The 18,010-nt window shown below is 63.6% G+C and carries 8 protein-coding genes; 4 read left to right on the forward strand and 4 right to left on the reverse strand.

All coding sequences use genetic code 11. The features are described from left to right. The first annotated feature begins 185 nt into the window (after positions 1-185). Positions 186-3,071 carry a TonB-dependent receptor gene (locus AC56LR_RS04950; protein ID WP_497128112.1) on the forward strand — a complete coding sequence of 962 codons (2,886 nt, stop codon included), beginning with the start codon at positions 186-188 and terminating at the stop codon, positions 3,069-3,071. A 233-nt stretch (positions 3,072-3,304) separates the two neighbouring features. Here the strand turns inward: AC56LR_RS04950 and AC56LR_RS04955 are convergent, their stop codons facing one another. Beyond that, entirely contained in the window at positions 3,305-4,036 is a 732-nt protein-coding gene (locus AC56LR_RS04955; RefSeq protein WP_497128114.1) for a 16S rRNA (uracil(1498)-N(3))-methyltransferase, read from the reverse strand. A 126-nt stretch (positions 4,037-4,162) separates the two neighbouring features. Here AC56LR_RS04955 and tkt point away from each other — a divergent pair, with 126 nt between their 5' ends. From tkt to AC56LR_RS04970, 3 genes are all read left to right on the forward strand, one after another. Beyond that, positions 4,163-6,160, forward strand: coding sequence for a transketolase (gene tkt / locus AC56LR_RS04960; protein ID WP_497128116.1), 1,998 nt, complete (start codon positions 4,163-4,165; stop codon positions 6,158-6,160). A gap of 83 nt (positions 6,161-6,243) precedes the next feature. Beyond that, positions 6,244-7,254 carry a type I glyceraldehyde-3-phosphate dehydrogenase gene (gap, locus tag AC56LR_RS04965; protein ID WP_497128118.1) on the forward strand — a complete coding sequence of 337 codons (1,011 nt, stop codon included), beginning with the start codon at positions 6,244-6,246 and terminating at the stop codon, positions 7,252-7,254. 439 nt (positions 7,255-7,693) lie between these two features. Then, on the forward strand, positions 7,694-10,486 hold the full coding sequence (locus tag AC56LR_RS04970; RefSeq protein ID WP_497128120.1) for a TonB-dependent receptor plug domain-containing protein: 2,793 nt from the start codon (positions 7,694-7,696) through the stop codon (positions 10,484-10,486). A gap of 372 nt (positions 10,487-10,858) precedes the next feature. Here the strand turns inward: AC56LR_RS04970 and AC56LR_RS04975 are convergent, their stop codons facing one another. The 3 genes from AC56LR_RS04975 to AC56LR_RS04985 all read right to left on the reverse strand — a co-directional run bounded on the left by AC56LR_RS04975 (position 10,859) and on the right by AC56LR_RS04985 (position 17,734). Beyond that, the gene (locus tag AC56LR_RS04975) at positions 10,859-13,651 is read right to left on the reverse strand and encodes a bifunctional diguanylate cyclase/phosphodiesterase (RefSeq protein WP_497128122.1); all 2,793 of its coding nucleotides are present in this window, start codon (positions 13,649-13,651) and stop codon (positions 10,859-10,861) included. Positions 13,652-13,915: 264 nt separating this feature from the next. Then, positions 13,916-14,680 (reverse strand): type I methionyl aminopeptidase, encoded by a 765-nt coding sequence (map, locus tag AC56LR_RS04980; RefSeq protein WP_497128124.1) that lies wholly within the window; start codon positions 14,678-14,680, stop codon positions 13,916-13,918. A gap of 141 nt (positions 14,681-14,821) precedes the next feature. After that, entirely contained in the window at positions 14,822-17,734 is a 2,913-nt protein-coding gene (locus tag AC56LR_RS04985; protein ID WP_497128126.1) for a TonB-dependent receptor domain-containing protein, read from the reverse strand. Positions 17,735-18,010: the final 276 nt, after the last annotated feature.

The following is an 18,010-nucleotide window of genomic DNA, read 5'->3' on the forward strand; positions in this document are numbered from 1 at the left end:
TATACACATGTAGTGACTTGGCTGTACTAACAGACATCCTCCAATCCCGCCCGGGAGCGATTCCGGGCAGGGCGCGCAGTCGGCGCCCGGGTTCGATGGAGACAGCCGAGCCCCGCCTGGCATGCCAGGCAGGGCCCGGTAAGAAGAAAAACCACCCTAAGAAAAGCCCAGAAGGAGAAGTACTCATGACGTTCAAATTGAAGTCGCTGCCGTTCGCAGTTGCCGCCGTGGTCGCCAGCGGCGCCCTGGTCGGCGCACCGGCGTTCGCGCAGACCACCGACACCGCAGCACCAGCGCAGCGCGTGGTCGTGACCGGCTCGCTGATCAGCCGTGCCAACACCGAAACGCCGGCCCCGGTCCAGGTGCTGACCGCAGCGGACATCCAGAAGAGCGGCAAGACCTCGGTCGCCGAACTGCTGACCGACCTGGCCGCCAACGGCGCGGGTACCCTGGGCACCGGCTTCGCCGGCGCATTCGCCAACGGCGCATCGGGCATCTCGCTGCGCGGCCTGACCGTGGGCGCGACCCTGGTCCTGATCGACGGCCACCGCATGGCGCCGTATCCGCTGTCGGACGATGCCCAGCGCTCGTTCGTCGACGTGTCGTCGATCCCGTTCGACGCCATCGAAACCATCGAAGTCCTGAAGTCCGGCGCATCGGCGCTGTACGGCTCGGACGCGATCGCAGGCGTGATCAACATCAAGCTGAAGAAAAACCTGAACGGCACCCGCCTGGCCGCTGAATTCGGCGACACCCAGCACGGCGGCGGCAAGACCAAGCGCATGTCGATCAGCACCGGCATCGGCAACCTGGACGAAGACGGCTACAACGCCTTCGTGACCCTGGAAGCGCGCAAGCAGGGCTCGATCAAGGTCGCCCAGCGCGAGCAGTTCGGCTATGCGAACCGCGACTGGCGCGCACGCGGCGGCAACAACATCAACCTGGGTGTGCCGACCAACCTGAACAGCTTCCTGACCCCAACCAACACCCCGTTCCTGTACAACCCGTCGAACCCGAACAATCCGGCTGGCGTGACCAACGTCAACAATCCGGCCAACTACGTGTTCCTGGACCCGAGCAAGTGTAACTTCACCTCGTACCGCGCCGGCGGCTGCCAGGTCAACGACACCGAATCGAACATCCAGCCGGAAACCGAGAACGTCAACCTGATGATCGGTATGACGAAGAAGCTGAGCGACAACTGGGAACTGAACCTGAAGGGTTCGATCTTCCAGCGCGAAAGCACCAACAACCGTAACGCCAATCCGGCGGCCTACAACCCGACCAGCTTCAACGGCTTCACCACCCTGAACAACGGCGTGCTGACCAGCCGCGTGGGCGCGATCCCGAGCACCCTGTTCGCCCCAGGCGCACAGGTCGGCGCGAACGTCACCAATCCGTTCGCCCAGTCGGCCCGCCTGTACGGCTACATCCCGGGCATCGGCCCAACCCTGCAGACCAACAACAAGGCCACCAGCACCCGCTTCACCGCCGACATCGTTGGCGAGGCAATGGGCTGGGACGTGCGCGGCGGCGTTGGCGCCACCCGCGTCAAGAACGACCTCGAGATCAGCGGCAACATCAACCGCCAGAACCTGTACAACGCGATCCGCAATGGCAGCTGGAACGTTATTGGCGGCAACAGCCCGGCCCTGGTCGACGCAGTCGCTCCGCACTTCGGCAACAAGCTGGAATCGACGCTGAACTACGCCGACCTGGTCGGTTCGCGCGAACTGATGCAGCTCGGCGCCGGTCCCCTGGCACTGGCAGTCGGCGCCCACTGGCACAAGCGTGAGCAGAATGCACCGGCATCGTCGCTGACCCGAATCGGCGCAGTGAACAACACCTCGGCCTTCACCATCGGCGACGAGACCAACACCGCCGTCTTCGCCGAACTCCAGGCGAATCCGGTCAAGAACCTGGAACTCGGCGTCTCGGCCCGTTACGACCATTACGACACTTACGGCAACTCGTTCACCCCGGCCGCCACCTTCAAGTTCACGCCGATCCAGCAGGTCGCCGTGCGCGGTACCTTCGCACGCGGCTTCCGCGCGCCGAACCCGGCTGAAGTGGGCAACGCAGGCTCGTTCTTCACCTTCAACGCGATCAACGACCCGATCCTGTGCCCTAACGGCAGCCGTACCACCGCCGGCAACGTGCCGGGCGCCTGCGGCTTCGCTCCGCCGTACGTGCAGACCACCAATCCGGACCTGCAGCCAGAGAAGTCGAAGTCCTACACCCTGGGCGTCATCGTCGAGCCGATGCGCGGCCTGAACATGTCGCTGGACTACTACAAGATCCGCATCAACAACCTGGTCGTCACCCAGGCTGGTAACGATCCTAGCTTCGTCCCGACCTGGGTCCGCGGCCCTGCGGCACCGGTCGACATCGCCACCGGCGTCGGCACCGGCACCGTGGTCGGCACCCCATCGGTCGGCCCGATCCTGTACGGCCTGTCGCCGTACATCAACGCGGGCAGCACCGAGACCCACGGCATCGAAGCGGACGTGCGTTACCGCTGGCGCCTGGCCAACGACATGGGCACCGTGTCGGCCAACCTGAGCGCTGCGCACACCTTCGGCTACGTCACCTCGATCGGCGACATCTCGTACCAGCTGGCTGGCACGCAAGGTCCATCGTCGGTCGGCGGCGCAACGGGTAACCCGAAACAACGTGCACAGTTCACCCTCGGCTATGCCCGTGGCCCGCTGGACGTGACCGCCACCGTGAACTACACGAGCGGCTTCTCGACCATCGACCCGGCGCTGGGCGAGACCGACTGCGCGACCACGGCGGAACACGTGGGCGGCCGTACGTACTTCCAGGGCCTGATCCAGCCTGCGAACTACTGCAACGTGTCCTCGTTCACCTCGACCAACCTGAACGTCTCGTACAAGATCACCCCGCAACTCACCATCCGCGGCGCGATCCTGAACCTGTTCGACAAGGAAGCACCGTATGACGTCGCAACCTACGGCAACGCAGGTGCAGGTACCTCGTACAACGCTTCGCTGCACCAGCCTGGCGCCGTCGGCCGCTTCTTCAGCCTCGGCCTGGCCTACGCGTTTTAATTAGCTGAACATGGCAGCGGCGGCAACGCCGCTGCCTGTAAAGTACAAAGCCCGCACGGCAGGAGTTCCTGCCGTGCGGGCTTTTTTCGTAGGGTGGCCGGCTTTGCCGGCCGCGCGTTCAACCGGCTGACGAACGACCGAGCAGGGATTTCATACGTGATTTGAACGCGCGGGCGTTCGTAATTCCGGGCATTGCCCGAAATTACCCCGCTCACCCTACGGTGAGCGGCTGCTTACATCCCGCCCCACACGCCATTCAACAAGGCCAGCGCCGCCAGCGCCGCCGTCTCCGTGCGCAGCACGCGCGGTCCGATCGACAGCATGAGGGCGCCGCTTGCCAGCGCCGCGTCTTCTTCCTCGCCCGTGAACCCGCCCTCCGGCCCCACCATCAGGGTCAGCGCCTGTGGTCCGTTAGCCTGCGCCCAGCCGGCCAGCGACTGCGTTGCGCGCGGGCTGAGCAGGATGCGTGGCTGGGCAGGGGCGGGCGCGGATGCCAGCCAGCGGCCGTAGTCCGCCACCGGCGCCAGCGCGGCCAGGCGGTTGCGCCCGCACTGCCCGGAGGCGGCCTCGATCACGCCCTGCCAGTGGGCGTGGCGTTTTTCGGCGCGCTCGCCGGAGAGGCGCACCACGCTGCGGCGGGCCGCCAGCGGCTGGACCGCGGCCACGCCCAGTTCGACCGCCTTCTCGATGATCCAGTCCATCTTCGAGCCCTCGGGCAGGCCCTGAGCCAGCGTCACGGCATAGGGAAGTTCGACCTCGACCGCCTCATGCGCGCCGACGACCGCGCTGGCGCGCTTCTTGCCGATCTCGAGCAGCGTTGCCGCGTACTGGCCGCCGCGGCCGTCGAACAGGGTCAAGGCTTCGCCCGGTTGCATCCTTACAACATGCAGGTGATGGGCGATGGAGTCGGGCAGGTCGACGGTGGCGCCGCTGGTCAGCGGCTGTGGCGAATAAAAACGGGGCATGCGGTTCCTGGTGGAGATCGAGCGACAAAGCTGCATTTTAATTCGGCAGCATGGTGCTCTGGTAAAATACCGGGTTACGGCCAGCCGTACCGCCACCGCTTCCCAATCCAGACCCTACGTAATTCCATGAAATCTACGCAAACCACCACCCTGATGGCCAACGCGATCCGCGCGCTGGCGATGGACGCTGTCCAGAAAGCCAACTCCGGCCACCCGGGCATGCCGATGGGCATGGCCGAAATCGCCGTCGCCCTGTGGGACAAGCACTACCGTCACAACCCGGCCAATCCGGGCTGGATGAACCGCGACCGCTTCCTGCTCTCGAACGGCCACGGCTCGATGCTGCACTACGCGCTGCTGCACCTGGCAGGCTACGACGTCTCGATGGACGACCTGCGCGATTTCCGCCAGCTCCATTCGAAGACCCCGGGCCACCCGGAAGTGTTCATCACCCCGGGCGTGGAAACCACCACCGGCCCGCTGGGGCAGGGCATCGCCAATTCGGTCGGCATGGCGCTGGCCGAGTGGCTGATGGGCTATGAATTCAACCGTCCGGGCTTCGACGTGGTGGATCACTACACCTACGCCTTCCTGGGCGACGGCTGCCTGATGGAAGGCATCTCGCACGAAGTCGCTTCGCTGGCCGGCACCCTGCGCCTGAACAAGTTGATCTGGCTGTACGACGACAACGGCATCTCGATCGACGGCCGCGTCGAAGGCTGGTTCACCGACGACACCCAGAAGCGTTTCGAGGCCTATGGCTGGAACGTGATCCCTGCGGTCGACGGCCACAACGTTGCCGCGGTCTCCGCCGCGATCGAAGCGGCGAAAGGCTCGGACCGTCCGACCCTGATCTGCTGCAAGACCATCATCGGCAAAGGGGCCCCGAACCTGGAAGGCGGCGACAAGGTCCACGGCGCCCCGCTGGGCGACAAGGAAATCGCGGCCGTGCGCCAGCACCTGGTCTGGGACCCGATCCCGTTCGACATCCCGGCCGAGCTGTACGAAGCATGGGATGCCAAGGAACGCGGCGCCGCGGCGGAAGCCGAATGGACCGCCATGTTCGCCGGCTACCGCGCCAAGCACCCTGAACTGGCCGCCGAATTCGAGCGCCGCATGCTGGGCCAACTGCCGGGCAACTTCAGCGAGGTGCTCGATGCCGCCATCGCCGCCTGCGTCGAGAAGAAAGAAACCATCGCCACCCGCAAGGCCTCGCAGAACGCAATCCAGGCCCTGGCGCCAAGCCTGCCGGAATTCCTGGGCGGCTCGGCCGACCTGACCGGCTCGAACCTGACCAACTGGAAAGAGTCCGTCGCGGTGCGCTCGGGCATCCCGGGTAACCACATCAACTACGGCGTGCGCGAGTTCGGCATGGCCGCGATCCAGAACGGCGTGGCCCTGCACGGCGGCTTCATCCCGTTCGGCGCGACCTTCCTGACCTTCTCGGACTACAGCCGCAACGCCCTGCGCATGGCTGCGCTGATGAAGATCCGTTCGCTGTTCGTGTTCACCCACGACTCGATCGGCCTGGGCGAAGACGGCCCGACCCACCAGTCGGTCGAACACGTCTCGTCGCTGCGCCTGATCCCGAACCTGGACAACTGGCGTCCATGCGACACGGTCGAATCGCAGGTGGCATGGGGCGTGGCAGTGCAGCGCAAGGATGGCCCGTCGACCCTGATCTTCTCGCGCCAGAACCTGCCGTTCATGGAGCGCGACAGCGCTACCGTCGCCAACGTCGCCAAGGGCGGCTACGTGCTGCGCGACGCCGCTGGTGCAAAAGTCATCCTGATCGCCACCGGTTCGGAAGTCGAACTGGCGATGAAGGCGGCCGATGCACTGGCAGGCGAGGGCATCGCCGCGCGTGTGGTCTCGATGCCGTCGACCGACGTGTTCGAGCGCCAGGAGGCGGGCTACAAAGCGTCGGTGCTGACCCGCGGCATTCCCCGGGTGGCCATCGAAGCCGGCGTGACCGACTTCTGGTACAAGTACGTGGGCCTGGAAGGCGCCGTGGTCGGCATCGACACCTTCGGCGAATCGGCGCCGGCGCCGGTGCTGTTCAAGCACTTCGGCTTCACGGTCGAGAACGTCGTGGCGAAAGCCAAGGCCGTGATCGCGGCATAAGAATTTCTGCGGGCTGCCTTCGGGTGGCCCGTTTCGCATTCTGCAGCATGAAAAAAGTTTTTTTCTAATCAGGAGCCAAAGCAATGACGATCAAAGTTGCAATCAACGGGTATGGCCGCATCGGCCGCAACATCCTGCGCGCTTTCTACGAAGGCGGCAAACAGCAAGACATCCAGATCGTGGCGATCAACGACCTCGGCAACGCCGAATCGAACGCCCACCTGACCCGCTACGACACCGCCCACGGCAAGTTCCCGGGCACCGTCACGGTCGAGGGCGACAACATGATTGTCAACGGCGACAAGATCCGCGTGTTCGCCACCCGCAACCCGGCCGAGATCCCATGGGGCGAGCTGGGCGTGGACGTGGTCCTCGAGTGCACCGGCTTCTTCACCACCAAAGAAAAAGCCTCGGCCCACCTCAAGGGCGGCGCCAAGAAAGTCATCATCTCGGCTCCGGGCGGCAAGGACGTCGACGCCACCATCGTGTTCGGCGTGAACCAGGGCGTGCTCAAAGCCACCGACACCGTCATCTCGAACGCATCCTGCACCACCAACTGCCTGGCCCCGCTGGTCAAGCCGCTGAACGACGCCATCGGCCTGGAAACCGGCCTGATGACCACCGTGCACGCCTACACCAACGACCAGGTGCTGTCGGACGTGATGCACGAAGACCTGCGCCGCGCCCGTTCGGCCACGATGAGCATGATCCCGACCAAGACCGGCGCCGCCGCCGCGGTCGGCCTGGTGCTGCCCGAGCTGAACGGCAAGCTGGACGGCTTCGCGATCCGCGTGCCGACCATCAACGTCTCGCTGGTCGACCTGTCCTTCATCGCCAAGCGCGACACCACGGTGGACGAAGTCAACGCCATCCTCAAGACCGCTTCGGAAGGCGCCCTGAAGGGCATCCTGACTTACCAGACCGAGCCGCTCGTCTCGATCGACTTCAACCACAACCCGGCCTCGTCGAATTTCGATTCGACCCTGACCAAAGTGTCGGGCCGCCTGGTGAAGGTCTCGTCGTGGTACGACAACGAATGGGGCTTCTCGAACCGCATGCTCGACACCACTGTCGCGCTGATGAACGCCAAATAAGCTGTTTTAACAGAAGTTCGATAACGCCCCGTGAGGGGCGTTTTTTTTATGTCGATATGCATTCTAAGCAGAACAAAATTCTGCGTTGAAGATATACAACAGATTTCAAGCATTTTTTGTTTTTCCAACGGAACACATTTTCTTTATTGCATGGCTCTGCGAAACTGCACCCCGTATGCATGACCTGTATGGGCGGTGCATGAGTATTCGTTCCAAACGCGTTTCCCGCTTCAACTGGAACCCGGCCTCGGCCGGGTTTTGTTTTGGCCCGGCCTGATCTGTATGGACATAAGGACACGCGGATTGCACAAAAACAACGAATTTCTCCCATCACGCATAAGTTCACGCCTATAAAGATTGATCGGAATCAACGTATGCCAGACTGATTCCGCTTTAAAAACCAAAGCAAAAAAAGCCTAGAAGAAACTACGGAGAAATTTTGAAGAAACAACTCGTACTGAAGACCAGCGTCGTCGCCGTTGCGCTCACCCTGGCTACCCACGCCGGCGCGCAGCAAACCGCCGTCGATCCGGCAGCGCCGGTGCAGAAGGTCTACGTGACCGGCTCGAACATCGCGCGTGCGGTGGATACCGAGACCTCGTCGCCGATCCAGGTGGTCACCGCGGCCGAGATCGCGACCATCGGCGCCAGCACCGTCAAGGACGTGCTCGACACCCTGACCGCGAATACCGGCGCGCTGTCCGACCTGGGCGGCGGCAACTCCTTCGCCAGCGGCGCCTCGGGCGTTTCGCTGCGTAACCTCGGCAAGAACTCGACCCTGACCCTGCTCAACGGCCGCCGCGTGTCGAACTACGGCCTGGCCGACGGTGGACAGGAAACCTTCGTGAACATCGACGCGCTGCCGTCGGAGATCATCGAACGCGTCGAAATCCTGCTGGACGGCGCCTCCGCCGTGTACGGTTCGGATGCGGTCGCAGGCGTCATCAACGTCATCACCAAGAAAGATTTCCAGGGCACGACCGTGCGCGCCAGCGCCCGCCAGTCGCTGCTCAACAGCAAGCTGGACAAGGACCAGACCGCGTCGATCACCAGTGGTTTCGGCGACCTGGTCCGTGACGGCTACAACGTGTTCGGCCACATCGAGGCTTACCACCGCAATCCGTACACCGACCGCCAGATCGAAGCCACGGTCGCCCCGTGGTACCTGAAATACGTGAACCCGAGCTTCGGCGTCACCTCGACCTATTCCTACCCGGGTAACTTCGTCGACCGCTATCCGACCAACTACTCGGATCCTGCGCTGGCCGGCAAGAGCTTCACCACCCCGCGCGCAGGCTGCGCGACCATCGTCGACGGCACCTGCCGCTTCGACCAGTACGACCGCCTCGGCATCCACGCCGAAGCCAAGCGCGTCAACTTCTACGGCGGTGGCCGCCTGACCCTGTCGCCGAACCACACGGCGTATTCGGAACTGACGTTGGCGCAGACCAAGACCACGTACTACAACCCGCCTCCGATCATGCAGTACACCGGTACGCCATCGACCTGGTACAGCTCGAAGGAAGGCCGCCTGAAGTCGTTCACCGAGCCTAAGCTGCCGGTGGGCCACCCGGACAATCCGTATTCGTTCCCGGTCGCGCTGCGCTACCGCTACGCCGACGACGTCGAGATCTTCAAGAGCACCGCCGTCGCCAACCAGTACCGCCTGCTGGTCGGCGTGGAAGGCACGGACTACGGCTGGGACTGGAATGCAGCCGCCGGCGTCATGGGCTCGAAAGTCGACAACGACATCCGCAGCGCCAAGCATGCCGCCAACTACTTGGACGCGATCACGACCGGCAAATACCGCTTCGGCGGCAGCAACAGCCCTGAGCTGCTGGAGCGCATGTTCCCGACCGTCACCTTCGGCGGCGAATCGAAGCAGATCTTTGCCGACATCAAGGCATCGCGCGAGCTGATGCAGCTGGCCGGTGGCGGCCTGGGCCTGGCAGTCGGCGCGGACATCCGCCGCGACGAGTTCGATGCCTGGACCAGCGAGAACGTCGCCAACGCCGAGATCGTCGGCTACGGCTCGATCGCGGTGAGCGGCGCACGCAACATCGTTGCCGCATTCGCCGAGCTGAATGCCCCGATCACCAAGCAGCTGGAAATCAACGGCGCGGTGCGCGTCGACAAGGTCGGCAACACCGACGCGTCGCTGGTGCCGAAACTGAGCGCCCGCTACGAAGTGAGCAAGAGCTTCATGCTGCGTGGTACCGTCGCGCATGGCTTCCGCGCACCGAACGTCGCGGAAACCGGCAAGGTCGCCCTGTCGGCCTTCAACAACGGCGTGCAGGACCCGAAGCGCTGCGCGGTCGCCAACCAGATCTATGACGTGCTCAAGAACGGCAACACCCTGGACAAGGCCGACAGCACCCGTGCCCGCGACCTCGGCTGCCGCGTCAGCTTCGCCTCGTCGGTGCAGGGCAATCCGGACCTGGAGCCGGAAAAGTCGAAGAGCTTCAACGCCGGCTTCGTGTTCGAGCCGATCAAGGATCTCAGCCTGACGATGGATTACTACCGCATCGAGCGCCGTAACGAGATCGGCACCAAGGCAACCGTCGAAGTGCTGGCCAACGAAGACCAGGTGCCTGGCAGCGTCGCGCGCCTGGCCGTGACCGACGACGACAAGCGCCTGGCCGCGCGCGCCGGGGAACTCGCAGGCCGCAGCTTCGTCTGGCCGGTCGGTCCTATCACCGCGCTGTTCCGCCGTTACGAGAACCTGCACAAGACCCGCGTGTCGGGCATCGACATGGAAGTCAACCACCGCATGAACCTCGGTTCGGCCGGTCGCCTGGCTACCAACGTCAAGGCCAACGTGCAGCTGGACTACCGCGGCTGGGACAGCATCGAGAACGACTACACCGAGGACCTGGCAGGCAACTTCGGGAACTATCGCTACAACGTCCGCGCCGCTACCACCTGGGCCAAGGGCGACTGGCGTGTCGGCGGCGTCGTGACCTACGTGCCTGAGACCGAGCTGATCGATTCCAAGTACAGCACCAACTACACCCCGGCAGGTTGCGAAGCGCAAGGTATTCCTACCGAATACTGCCGCCTCAAGGAAGACGTGCTGGTGAACCTGAACCTGGCGTACACCGGTATCAAGAACACGACCGTGTCGGCGTACCTGAACAACGTATTCGATCGTGAAGAGCGCGTCAACGTGCGCGCCGGTAATCCTGCACCGCGCGGCCGTACCCTGCGCGTGGCGCTGGAGTACCGCTTCTAAGCGATTCGTCGCTCGAATGAAAAAACCGGCCTCGGCCGGTAATGCTGTTCAGTTAGCATGAAAATGTAGGGTGGCCGGCTTCGCCGGCCGCGCGTTCAAATCACCGATGCGCTGTGGCAGATCACATTGGAGTTGGACGCGCGGCCGGGAAACCCGGCCACCCTACGCTTAACTGAACGGCATTAGGCCTCGGCCGGTTTTTTTTTCGCCTGCCACGGCCTTCAGGCCGCCCAGTCACGACAGTTGCCGAACGGTGTCGAGGGCAGGCCGCGCCGGTGTCGTCATGGCGGTTAGGTCGTATCCGCGACTTGGCCGTTCGCTTTGTGCAGCCAGCATGGACGCACACTCCACGCCGCTCAATTGCCCAGGTCGTCAGGCTTCCAGGCTGGCAGCGGACAACAGCCTGGACAGCCATTGGCCCATTGGTTCAGGCCGCGAATACAAATAGCCCTGCATGGCATTGCACCCGTTGGTGATCAGGAATTGCGCCTGTGCCCGGCTTTCGACGCCTTCGGCGACGACGTGCAGGTTCAGGTGCCGCGCCATCGACAGGATCATCTGGACGATGGCCATGTCGTCGTTGTCTTGCGGCATGTCCTGTACAAAGCTTTTGTCAATCTTGAGTTCGTACAGCGGCAGGCGCTTGAGGTAAGCCAGGCTTGAGTAGCCGGTTCCGAAATCATCGATTGAAAAGCGAATGCCGAGCGCGGCGAGCTCGTTCATGCTGACAATGGCTGCGTCAAGCTCATTGATCAGCAGGGTCTCGGTCACCTCCAGAATCAGTTGTCCTGCCGGCGCTCCGGTTTTTGCCAACACTTGCTTGACGTGGTCCACGAACCCGGGCTGGTGAAACTGTTTTGGGCTGACATTGACGGAAAGCGGCAGGCAATGGTGAGCTTCCTGCAGCCTGGCCAAGGCCATGCACGCCTGCTCGATCACCCTGGCGCCGAGCGGCAGGATCAGTCCGCTTTCTTCCGCAATCGGGATGAACTGGGCTGGCGAGATATTCCCCCGGACCGGGTGCTGCCAGCGCAGCAGCAACTCGGCGCCCGCGGGCTTGCCCGCGCAGTCCACCTGGGTCTGGACATACACGCTCATGTTCTCGTTGGCGACAGCTGACGCGAGCTCGTGCTCGAGAGCCAGCCGGAGCTCCACTTCCACCTGCATGTTCTGCTCGAAAAACGCGACGTGGTTGCGGCCGCTCCTCTTGGCGCGGTACATGGCCGTGTCGGACTCGCGCAGCAGGTCGTGTGCGGACTGGACGCCGCCGCGCAGCAGCGTGACGCCGATGCTGGCGGTTGAGGTATACGGCTGGCCATCGACCTCGAATGGCTGGGCCAGCGCCAGGCACAGGTTTCGTCCCTCTGCCATTGCGATTGCCGCACTGGCGCGCTCGTCCCGGGCCAGTCCGGTCATCAGGACTACGAATTCATCGCCGCCAAGGCGCGCCAGCGTCGTCGAAGGACGCAGCACGGCGGCGAGGCGCTGGGCAACGACCTGGAGAAAAGTGTCGCCGACGGCATGCCCGCGTGCGTCGTTGATGTTCTTGAAATGATCGAGATCGACAAACAGCACTGCGCCCAGCAATCCGTCCTGGGTCGCAGCCGCAAGCGCGGTCTCGATGCGGCTCATCAAGGCAGGGCGATTCGGTAAACCGGTCAATGCATCGAAATAGGCGAGCCGGTGAATGCTTTCCTCGGCCTGCTTGCGTATCGTGACGTCGCGGTTGATCGAGACCCAATGGGTCAGTACCCCGGCGGCATCGCGGATCGGGATCGTGTCCAGTTCCGCCCAGAACTTGACGCCGCTGCGGGTGTAGTGGATCAGTTCTGCGCGCACAGGCAGTTGATCCCGCAAGCCCACACGCAGGCTGGCGATCGCTTCCTGGCTGGTGTCGGGCCCATGCAGCATGCAGCCCGGACGTCCCAGCACTTCGCTGCGCGGGTAGCCGGTGACGCTTTCGAATGCCTCGTTGACGAATACGATCGGGGGCCATTCCATGCCGCTTCGCCGGGCATCCATGATGATGACCATGTCGGTCAAGTGCGCGACGCAGGTGCCCAGCAGCACCAGTTCCGACTGGGCATTGGCCAGTTCGTTCTGCGATGCCTTGATCGCGTCGAGCGTACGGTTGAACTGGGCCGCGAGATCGGCGATCTCGAGCGGGCCAGAGTAGGGAACCCTGATGTCGAGGTTGCCCGCTGCGGCCTTGCGTGCCGCGTCCTGAACCGCCGCCATCGGGCGCGAAATGCGCTTGCTCACGTACATGGCGAGGATCAGCACCAGCAGCAGGGTCAGTCCGCCGAACACCGCATTGCGGACGGCGGACTCGCGCGCACTGGCCAGGACAGTCCTGGTATCGATGCCTGCGACGGCGATCCAGTCGGTTCCCGGGATCGGCAGGAAGCCGAGGACCCGGTCCGCACCGTCGGAGGTGCGGGCGCGCCCGGTCCCGTTTTTTTGGGCGAGAACGATCTTCGACGCCGCGACATCGCGCAGGTTCTTGCCAACCCGTCCCTCCGCGTCGCGCGAACGGGCCACCATCACCCCTTTGCTGTTGATCAGGGCAATGACGGTGGACTCCGGCAGCTTTTCAGCCCCCCGGATGACCTTCAGCCGTGCGAGGTCGAGCGGCATCTGGATCGAGCCGGTCATTTTACCCATGTCGTCGAACAAGGGGTAGGCCATCACGGCGACTATCCGCCCGCTGACCGGACCCAGATAGGGAGGGCCCAGGGTAAAGCGCTGGTCGGCGAACACGCGCTTGTACCAGTCGGTGCCGCCAACATAGGTAAGCTTGCCCTGCGGCTGGGGCACGGCGGAGCAGATGAGACGGCCCTGCAGGTCGGCCTGGCTCAGGTTGGAAAACTGCGGATACAGGTCCTTGAACTGCCCGAAGATCGGGTCGCAGCCCGCGCCGGATGCGGCGCGCACGCCGGGACGCTGGGCAATCTTGCTCAAGACATGCTGGGCATCGGATAACATCCCTTGCACATTGTCTGCCGCTAGCTGGGCAAGGTTATAGGCCGAGCGCGCGGCTTCACGCTCGTCGGTCTTGTATTGATTCCATACCGAGAAAACCAGCAGGATCGATGCGGGGACGACAGCCGCCGCCGTCAGGCTGTAGAGCAGGCGGCGAACCGACCAGTTGGTATCTATGCGCACTATTGTCCTCCGACTGGATACAGGTAGCGCGCTTGCGCGCTTGCCGGCCAGTGTAGCATCCGGCCCTTGGCATTGTCAGGATGCGCGGCGAGCGCGCAGTCCCGCAACCCGCGTTCTTACGGGACAACATTTGGTCGGCATACGGTGGAGGCGGTGGACTACCTGATGGACGGGCGGCGGAACGCCATCCACCCGAGGACAGGAGCGGCGTGCTGCGAGCTCGGCGCCGTCACCTCAGGGTGGCCGGGACGCGTGCCAGCGCGCTCAGGCCTTCGGCCAGGGCGTCAGGATCTCGGCGCCGTTTTTCGTCACCGCGATCATGTGCTCCCACTGGGCCGACAGCGAACCGTCGACCGTCACGACGGTCCAGCCGTCGTCCAGCTGGTCGACGTCGGGGCCGCCCAGGTTGATCATCGGCTCGACGGTGAAGGTCATGCCTTCCTTGAGCAGCAGGCCCGTGTTCGGGCGGCCGTAGTGCAGCACCTGCGGCTCCTCGTGGTAGACGCGGCCGATGCCGTGGCCGCAGTATTCGCGCACCACCGAGTAGCCGGCGCTTTCCGCCAGCTTCTGGATCGCGTGGCCGACGTCGCCCAGGCGCGCGCCAGGGCGCACCGCGCGGATTCCGGCCATCATGGCTTCGTAGGTGGTGTCGACCAGCTTCTGCGCCTCCGGGCGCGGGGTGCCGGCGAAATACATGCGGCTGGTGTCGCCGTGCCAGCCATCTTTGATGACGGTGACGTCGATGTTGACGATGTCGCCATCGTTGAGGATCTCTTTCTCGCTCGGGATGCCGTGGCAGACCACCCCGTTGACCGAAGTGCACAGGGTCTTGGGAAAGCCGTGGTAGCCGACATTGGCCGGCGTGGCCTTCTGCACCTTGCGGATGTATTCGTGGCAGCGGCGGTCGAGCTCTTCGGTCGACACGCCCGGCACCACGTGCTCTTTGATCATTTCCAGAACTTCGGCGGCGAGGCGGCCGGCTACGCGCATCTTGGCGATGTCTTTGTCGTTCTTGAGTTTGATTGCCATTGTTCGTGTGGGTAGTAGCGGCCGCGCCGCCCAATCCGCCATGATACCCGAAGCGGAGCTGGCATAAAAAAATGCCCGCCAGGCAAAGCCGGGCGGGCATTCGGTCATCTCTTCAGGACAGGGTCTTGCGACCCCGAGCCATTAGAACGACTGGTTGTAGCGCACGTAGAAGAAGCGGTCCAGCAGCATGTCCGCGTCGACAGCCGAAGCCGAAGCCTGGGTGCTGTAGGCAATGCGTGGCTTCTTGTCGAAGGCATTGTTGATGCCGAACAGGATGCGGCCGTTCCACGAGGTCTTGTAGCCGACGCTCAGGTCATGGATGGTGACCGAACCGAGCTTGTTGGCGCCGGTGCCGAAGGTGGCTTCGTAGTCAGGCATGTTGCACTCGACGTCCACATCCCAGCACTGGTCCTTGACCGGGCTGAAGTAGCGGAAGCCCCAGCTTGCCGACCAGTTACCCTGCGACCAGTCGATGGTGTTGTTCGACTTGACGCGGTGGTAGAAGTATTCGCCGGCGTACTCGGTCCAGTCCGAATCGGCGCCGCTGCGGGTCTTGTACGAATCGGTGTACGAGGTTTCGCTGCGGATGCCGAACTGGCCGAACGAGGTGCGTGGCAGGCGGTAGTTGATCGCCAGGTCGACGCCTTCGGTTTCCACTTGGCCCAGGTTGGCGTTGCCGCGTGCCAGCTGGTTGATCTGGCCGGTGACCGGGTCACGCTTGATCACGGAGCAGAAGTTCGCGTTGCCTTCCAGGAAGCACTGGTTCGCCACATAGGTAGCGCTGATCGCGGTGATGCGGTTGGCGATCGCGATGTTGTACCAGTCCAGGCCGATGCTCAGGCCCGAGACGAACGACGGGCTGTACACGAAGCCGGCGGTCTTGGTCACAGCGGTTTCCGGGGTCAGGAATGCATTGCCGGCGCCCGAGTTGAAGGCGACCAGCGACTGGGTGCCGGTGGTGCTGGTGATTGGAGCGCCTGCCTGGCCCAGCTGGCGGTAGGTGGCGGTGGTGGCGCCGGTGCCGGCGAAACCGCTGGTGCAACGTGCCAGCACGGACGGGTTGCGCGATGCCTCGCCGAAGCGGGTGTCGCATGGGTCCAGGAAGGTGTCGAACGACTGCGAGCCGCCGCCGGAGACGTCGTCCACGGTCGGTGCACGGAAGCCTTCAGCCCAGGTACCGCGGAACAGAACGTCCTTGACCGGCTTGTACATGAAGCTGGCCTTGCTGTTGTTGGTCACGCCGAAGTTGCTGTAGTCCGAGTGGCGGGTCGCCAGGTTGAAGCTCAGCAATTCTGCGAAAGGCATGGCCTTCAGCACAGGGATGTTCAGCTCGGCGTAGGCTTCGCGCACGCTGTACTTGCCGACGGTCGGCTGGCCCGACAGGTTGGTCGAGTAACCCGACTGCGAGAACTGGTCAGGAATGTCGTAGCCCTTGACTTCGCGGTGCTCGATACCCACGGCCAGGCCCAGCGCGCCGGCTGGCAGCTGGAACAGTTCGCCGGCGATGTCGGCGTTGGCGCTGTTGATGGTCGAACCGTAGGTCTTGGTGCCCATGGTGTTGACGTAGGCCAGCGCTGCCGGGGTCGAGGCCGATGGGCCGCCCAGGATGTTGAACGGCGTGCAGTCTGCGAAGCCGATCGGTGCGGCTGCGGTGCCGCACTGGACACGGCCGGCTGCGTTCAGGAAGGATGGGCCCAGGGCCTTCTTCAGGTTCAGCAGGTTGATGTTGCCGGTATCGGCCTGGGTGCCCGACACCTTGTTGTGGTTGTAGCTTGCGCTCCAGTTCCACGCCAGGTCACGGAAGGTGAAATCGCCTTCCAGCGCCGCATCGATGTGCAGGGTGCGGTTCTCGTTGTCGGTCACGCGCGGCATTTCGATGGTGCGACGGAAGAAGTACAGGTCGCGGCCGTTACCGGCGCCGGCAACCTGGTTGCCGTACGGGTTGTAGTAGTTGTCCTTGTCGATGAAGACCTTGTAGTTGGCCTGCGAAGCCGATTGCAGCGGGTAGCCGGCAATGGTGCGGGTCGACTTGCGCTGCGAGTACATCGCGGTGGTCTTCAGGCGCATGTCCATCGGCAGCGCGATCTCGCCCTTGGTGAACAGGGTGTCGAGGCGGCTTGGCGACAGCAGGTCCATGTCCTGCGACGAGTTGTAGCGGTCTTCCGGTGCGTTGGTGTACGCGTGGTAGCTGTTCGGGTCGCGCGAGTTGGCGCCGGTGCCCACGCCGTCATAGGTGCCGGTGTGGTTCAGGATGCGGTTGAAGCCGCCCGCTGCCGCGCTGGTGAGCGCGCCGCCGGAAGCGCTGACCGGGGTGATGCGGCCCCAAGGCGAGGTGCCCAGGCCGTCGAACGGGTGATCCGGACCGTAGCTGGTCTTGGTGATGTCACGCGCTTGCGTGCCGACCTTGCCCTGGGTGGTGTGCGACAGGCCGAACATCAGCGAGGCCTTGTCGTTGCCGGCGCCGTAGCTCAGCGAGAAGTCGGTGTTGCGACCGTCTTTTTCGTCGTACTGGCCCTTGTAGAGGCTCAGCTGGCCGCCTTCCATGTTCTTTTTCAGGATGATGTTGATCACGCCTGCGATTGCGTCCGAACCGTAGATCGACGAAGCGCCATCCTTCAGGATTTCCATGCGCTCGATCATCGACGACGGGATGGTCGACAAGTCGGTATAGCCGGCCGCGGTCTGGGTCCAGCGCTTGCCGTCCACCAGGACCAGCAGGCGGTTCGAGCCGAGGTTGCGCAGGCTGACGTACTGGCCGCCGGCTTCCGCGTTCGAGGTCAGGGAGCCGCTGCGGCTGAAGTCAGGCGCGCCGGCCGACGACAGGTTGTTCAGGATGTCGCCGACGGTCACGAGACCGGTGCGCTGGATCTGTTCCTGGCTCATGACCTGGACCGGCTGTGCGGTTTCCAGGTCAACCTGGCGGATACGCGAACCGGTCACTTCAACGCGCTGCAGCGGAGCCGAGGCTTCCTGTGCGATAGCGGCGGTCATGCCGAGGGTCATGCCGCCCAGGCAGATCGCGCGGATCGAACGGGACAAGAGTGTTTCCATCATGTTGCAAAACTCCTTGGGGTGAAAAAGCGGCTGCAATTGGATGCAGTCCACAGGGAAGGTCGCTGAGCGACTACGCAAAAACAGTCTGATGTTTCCGTCAAACTTATTTTCAAGTAGGCAATAGAATCATCTGCGGGCTTTGCCTGTCAATCGAACGGACTCAGAAAATGTGTATGTGTTGCGAATTTGTGTATTTACGTAAACCAACCCATTTAACCATTGACGAATGCATATCCTTCGGTTCAAACGAAAAAAACCCGCCCGGCTTGCGCCGAA

The sequence above is a fragment of the Telluria sp. ZT3P39 genome, assembly GCF_059685935.1.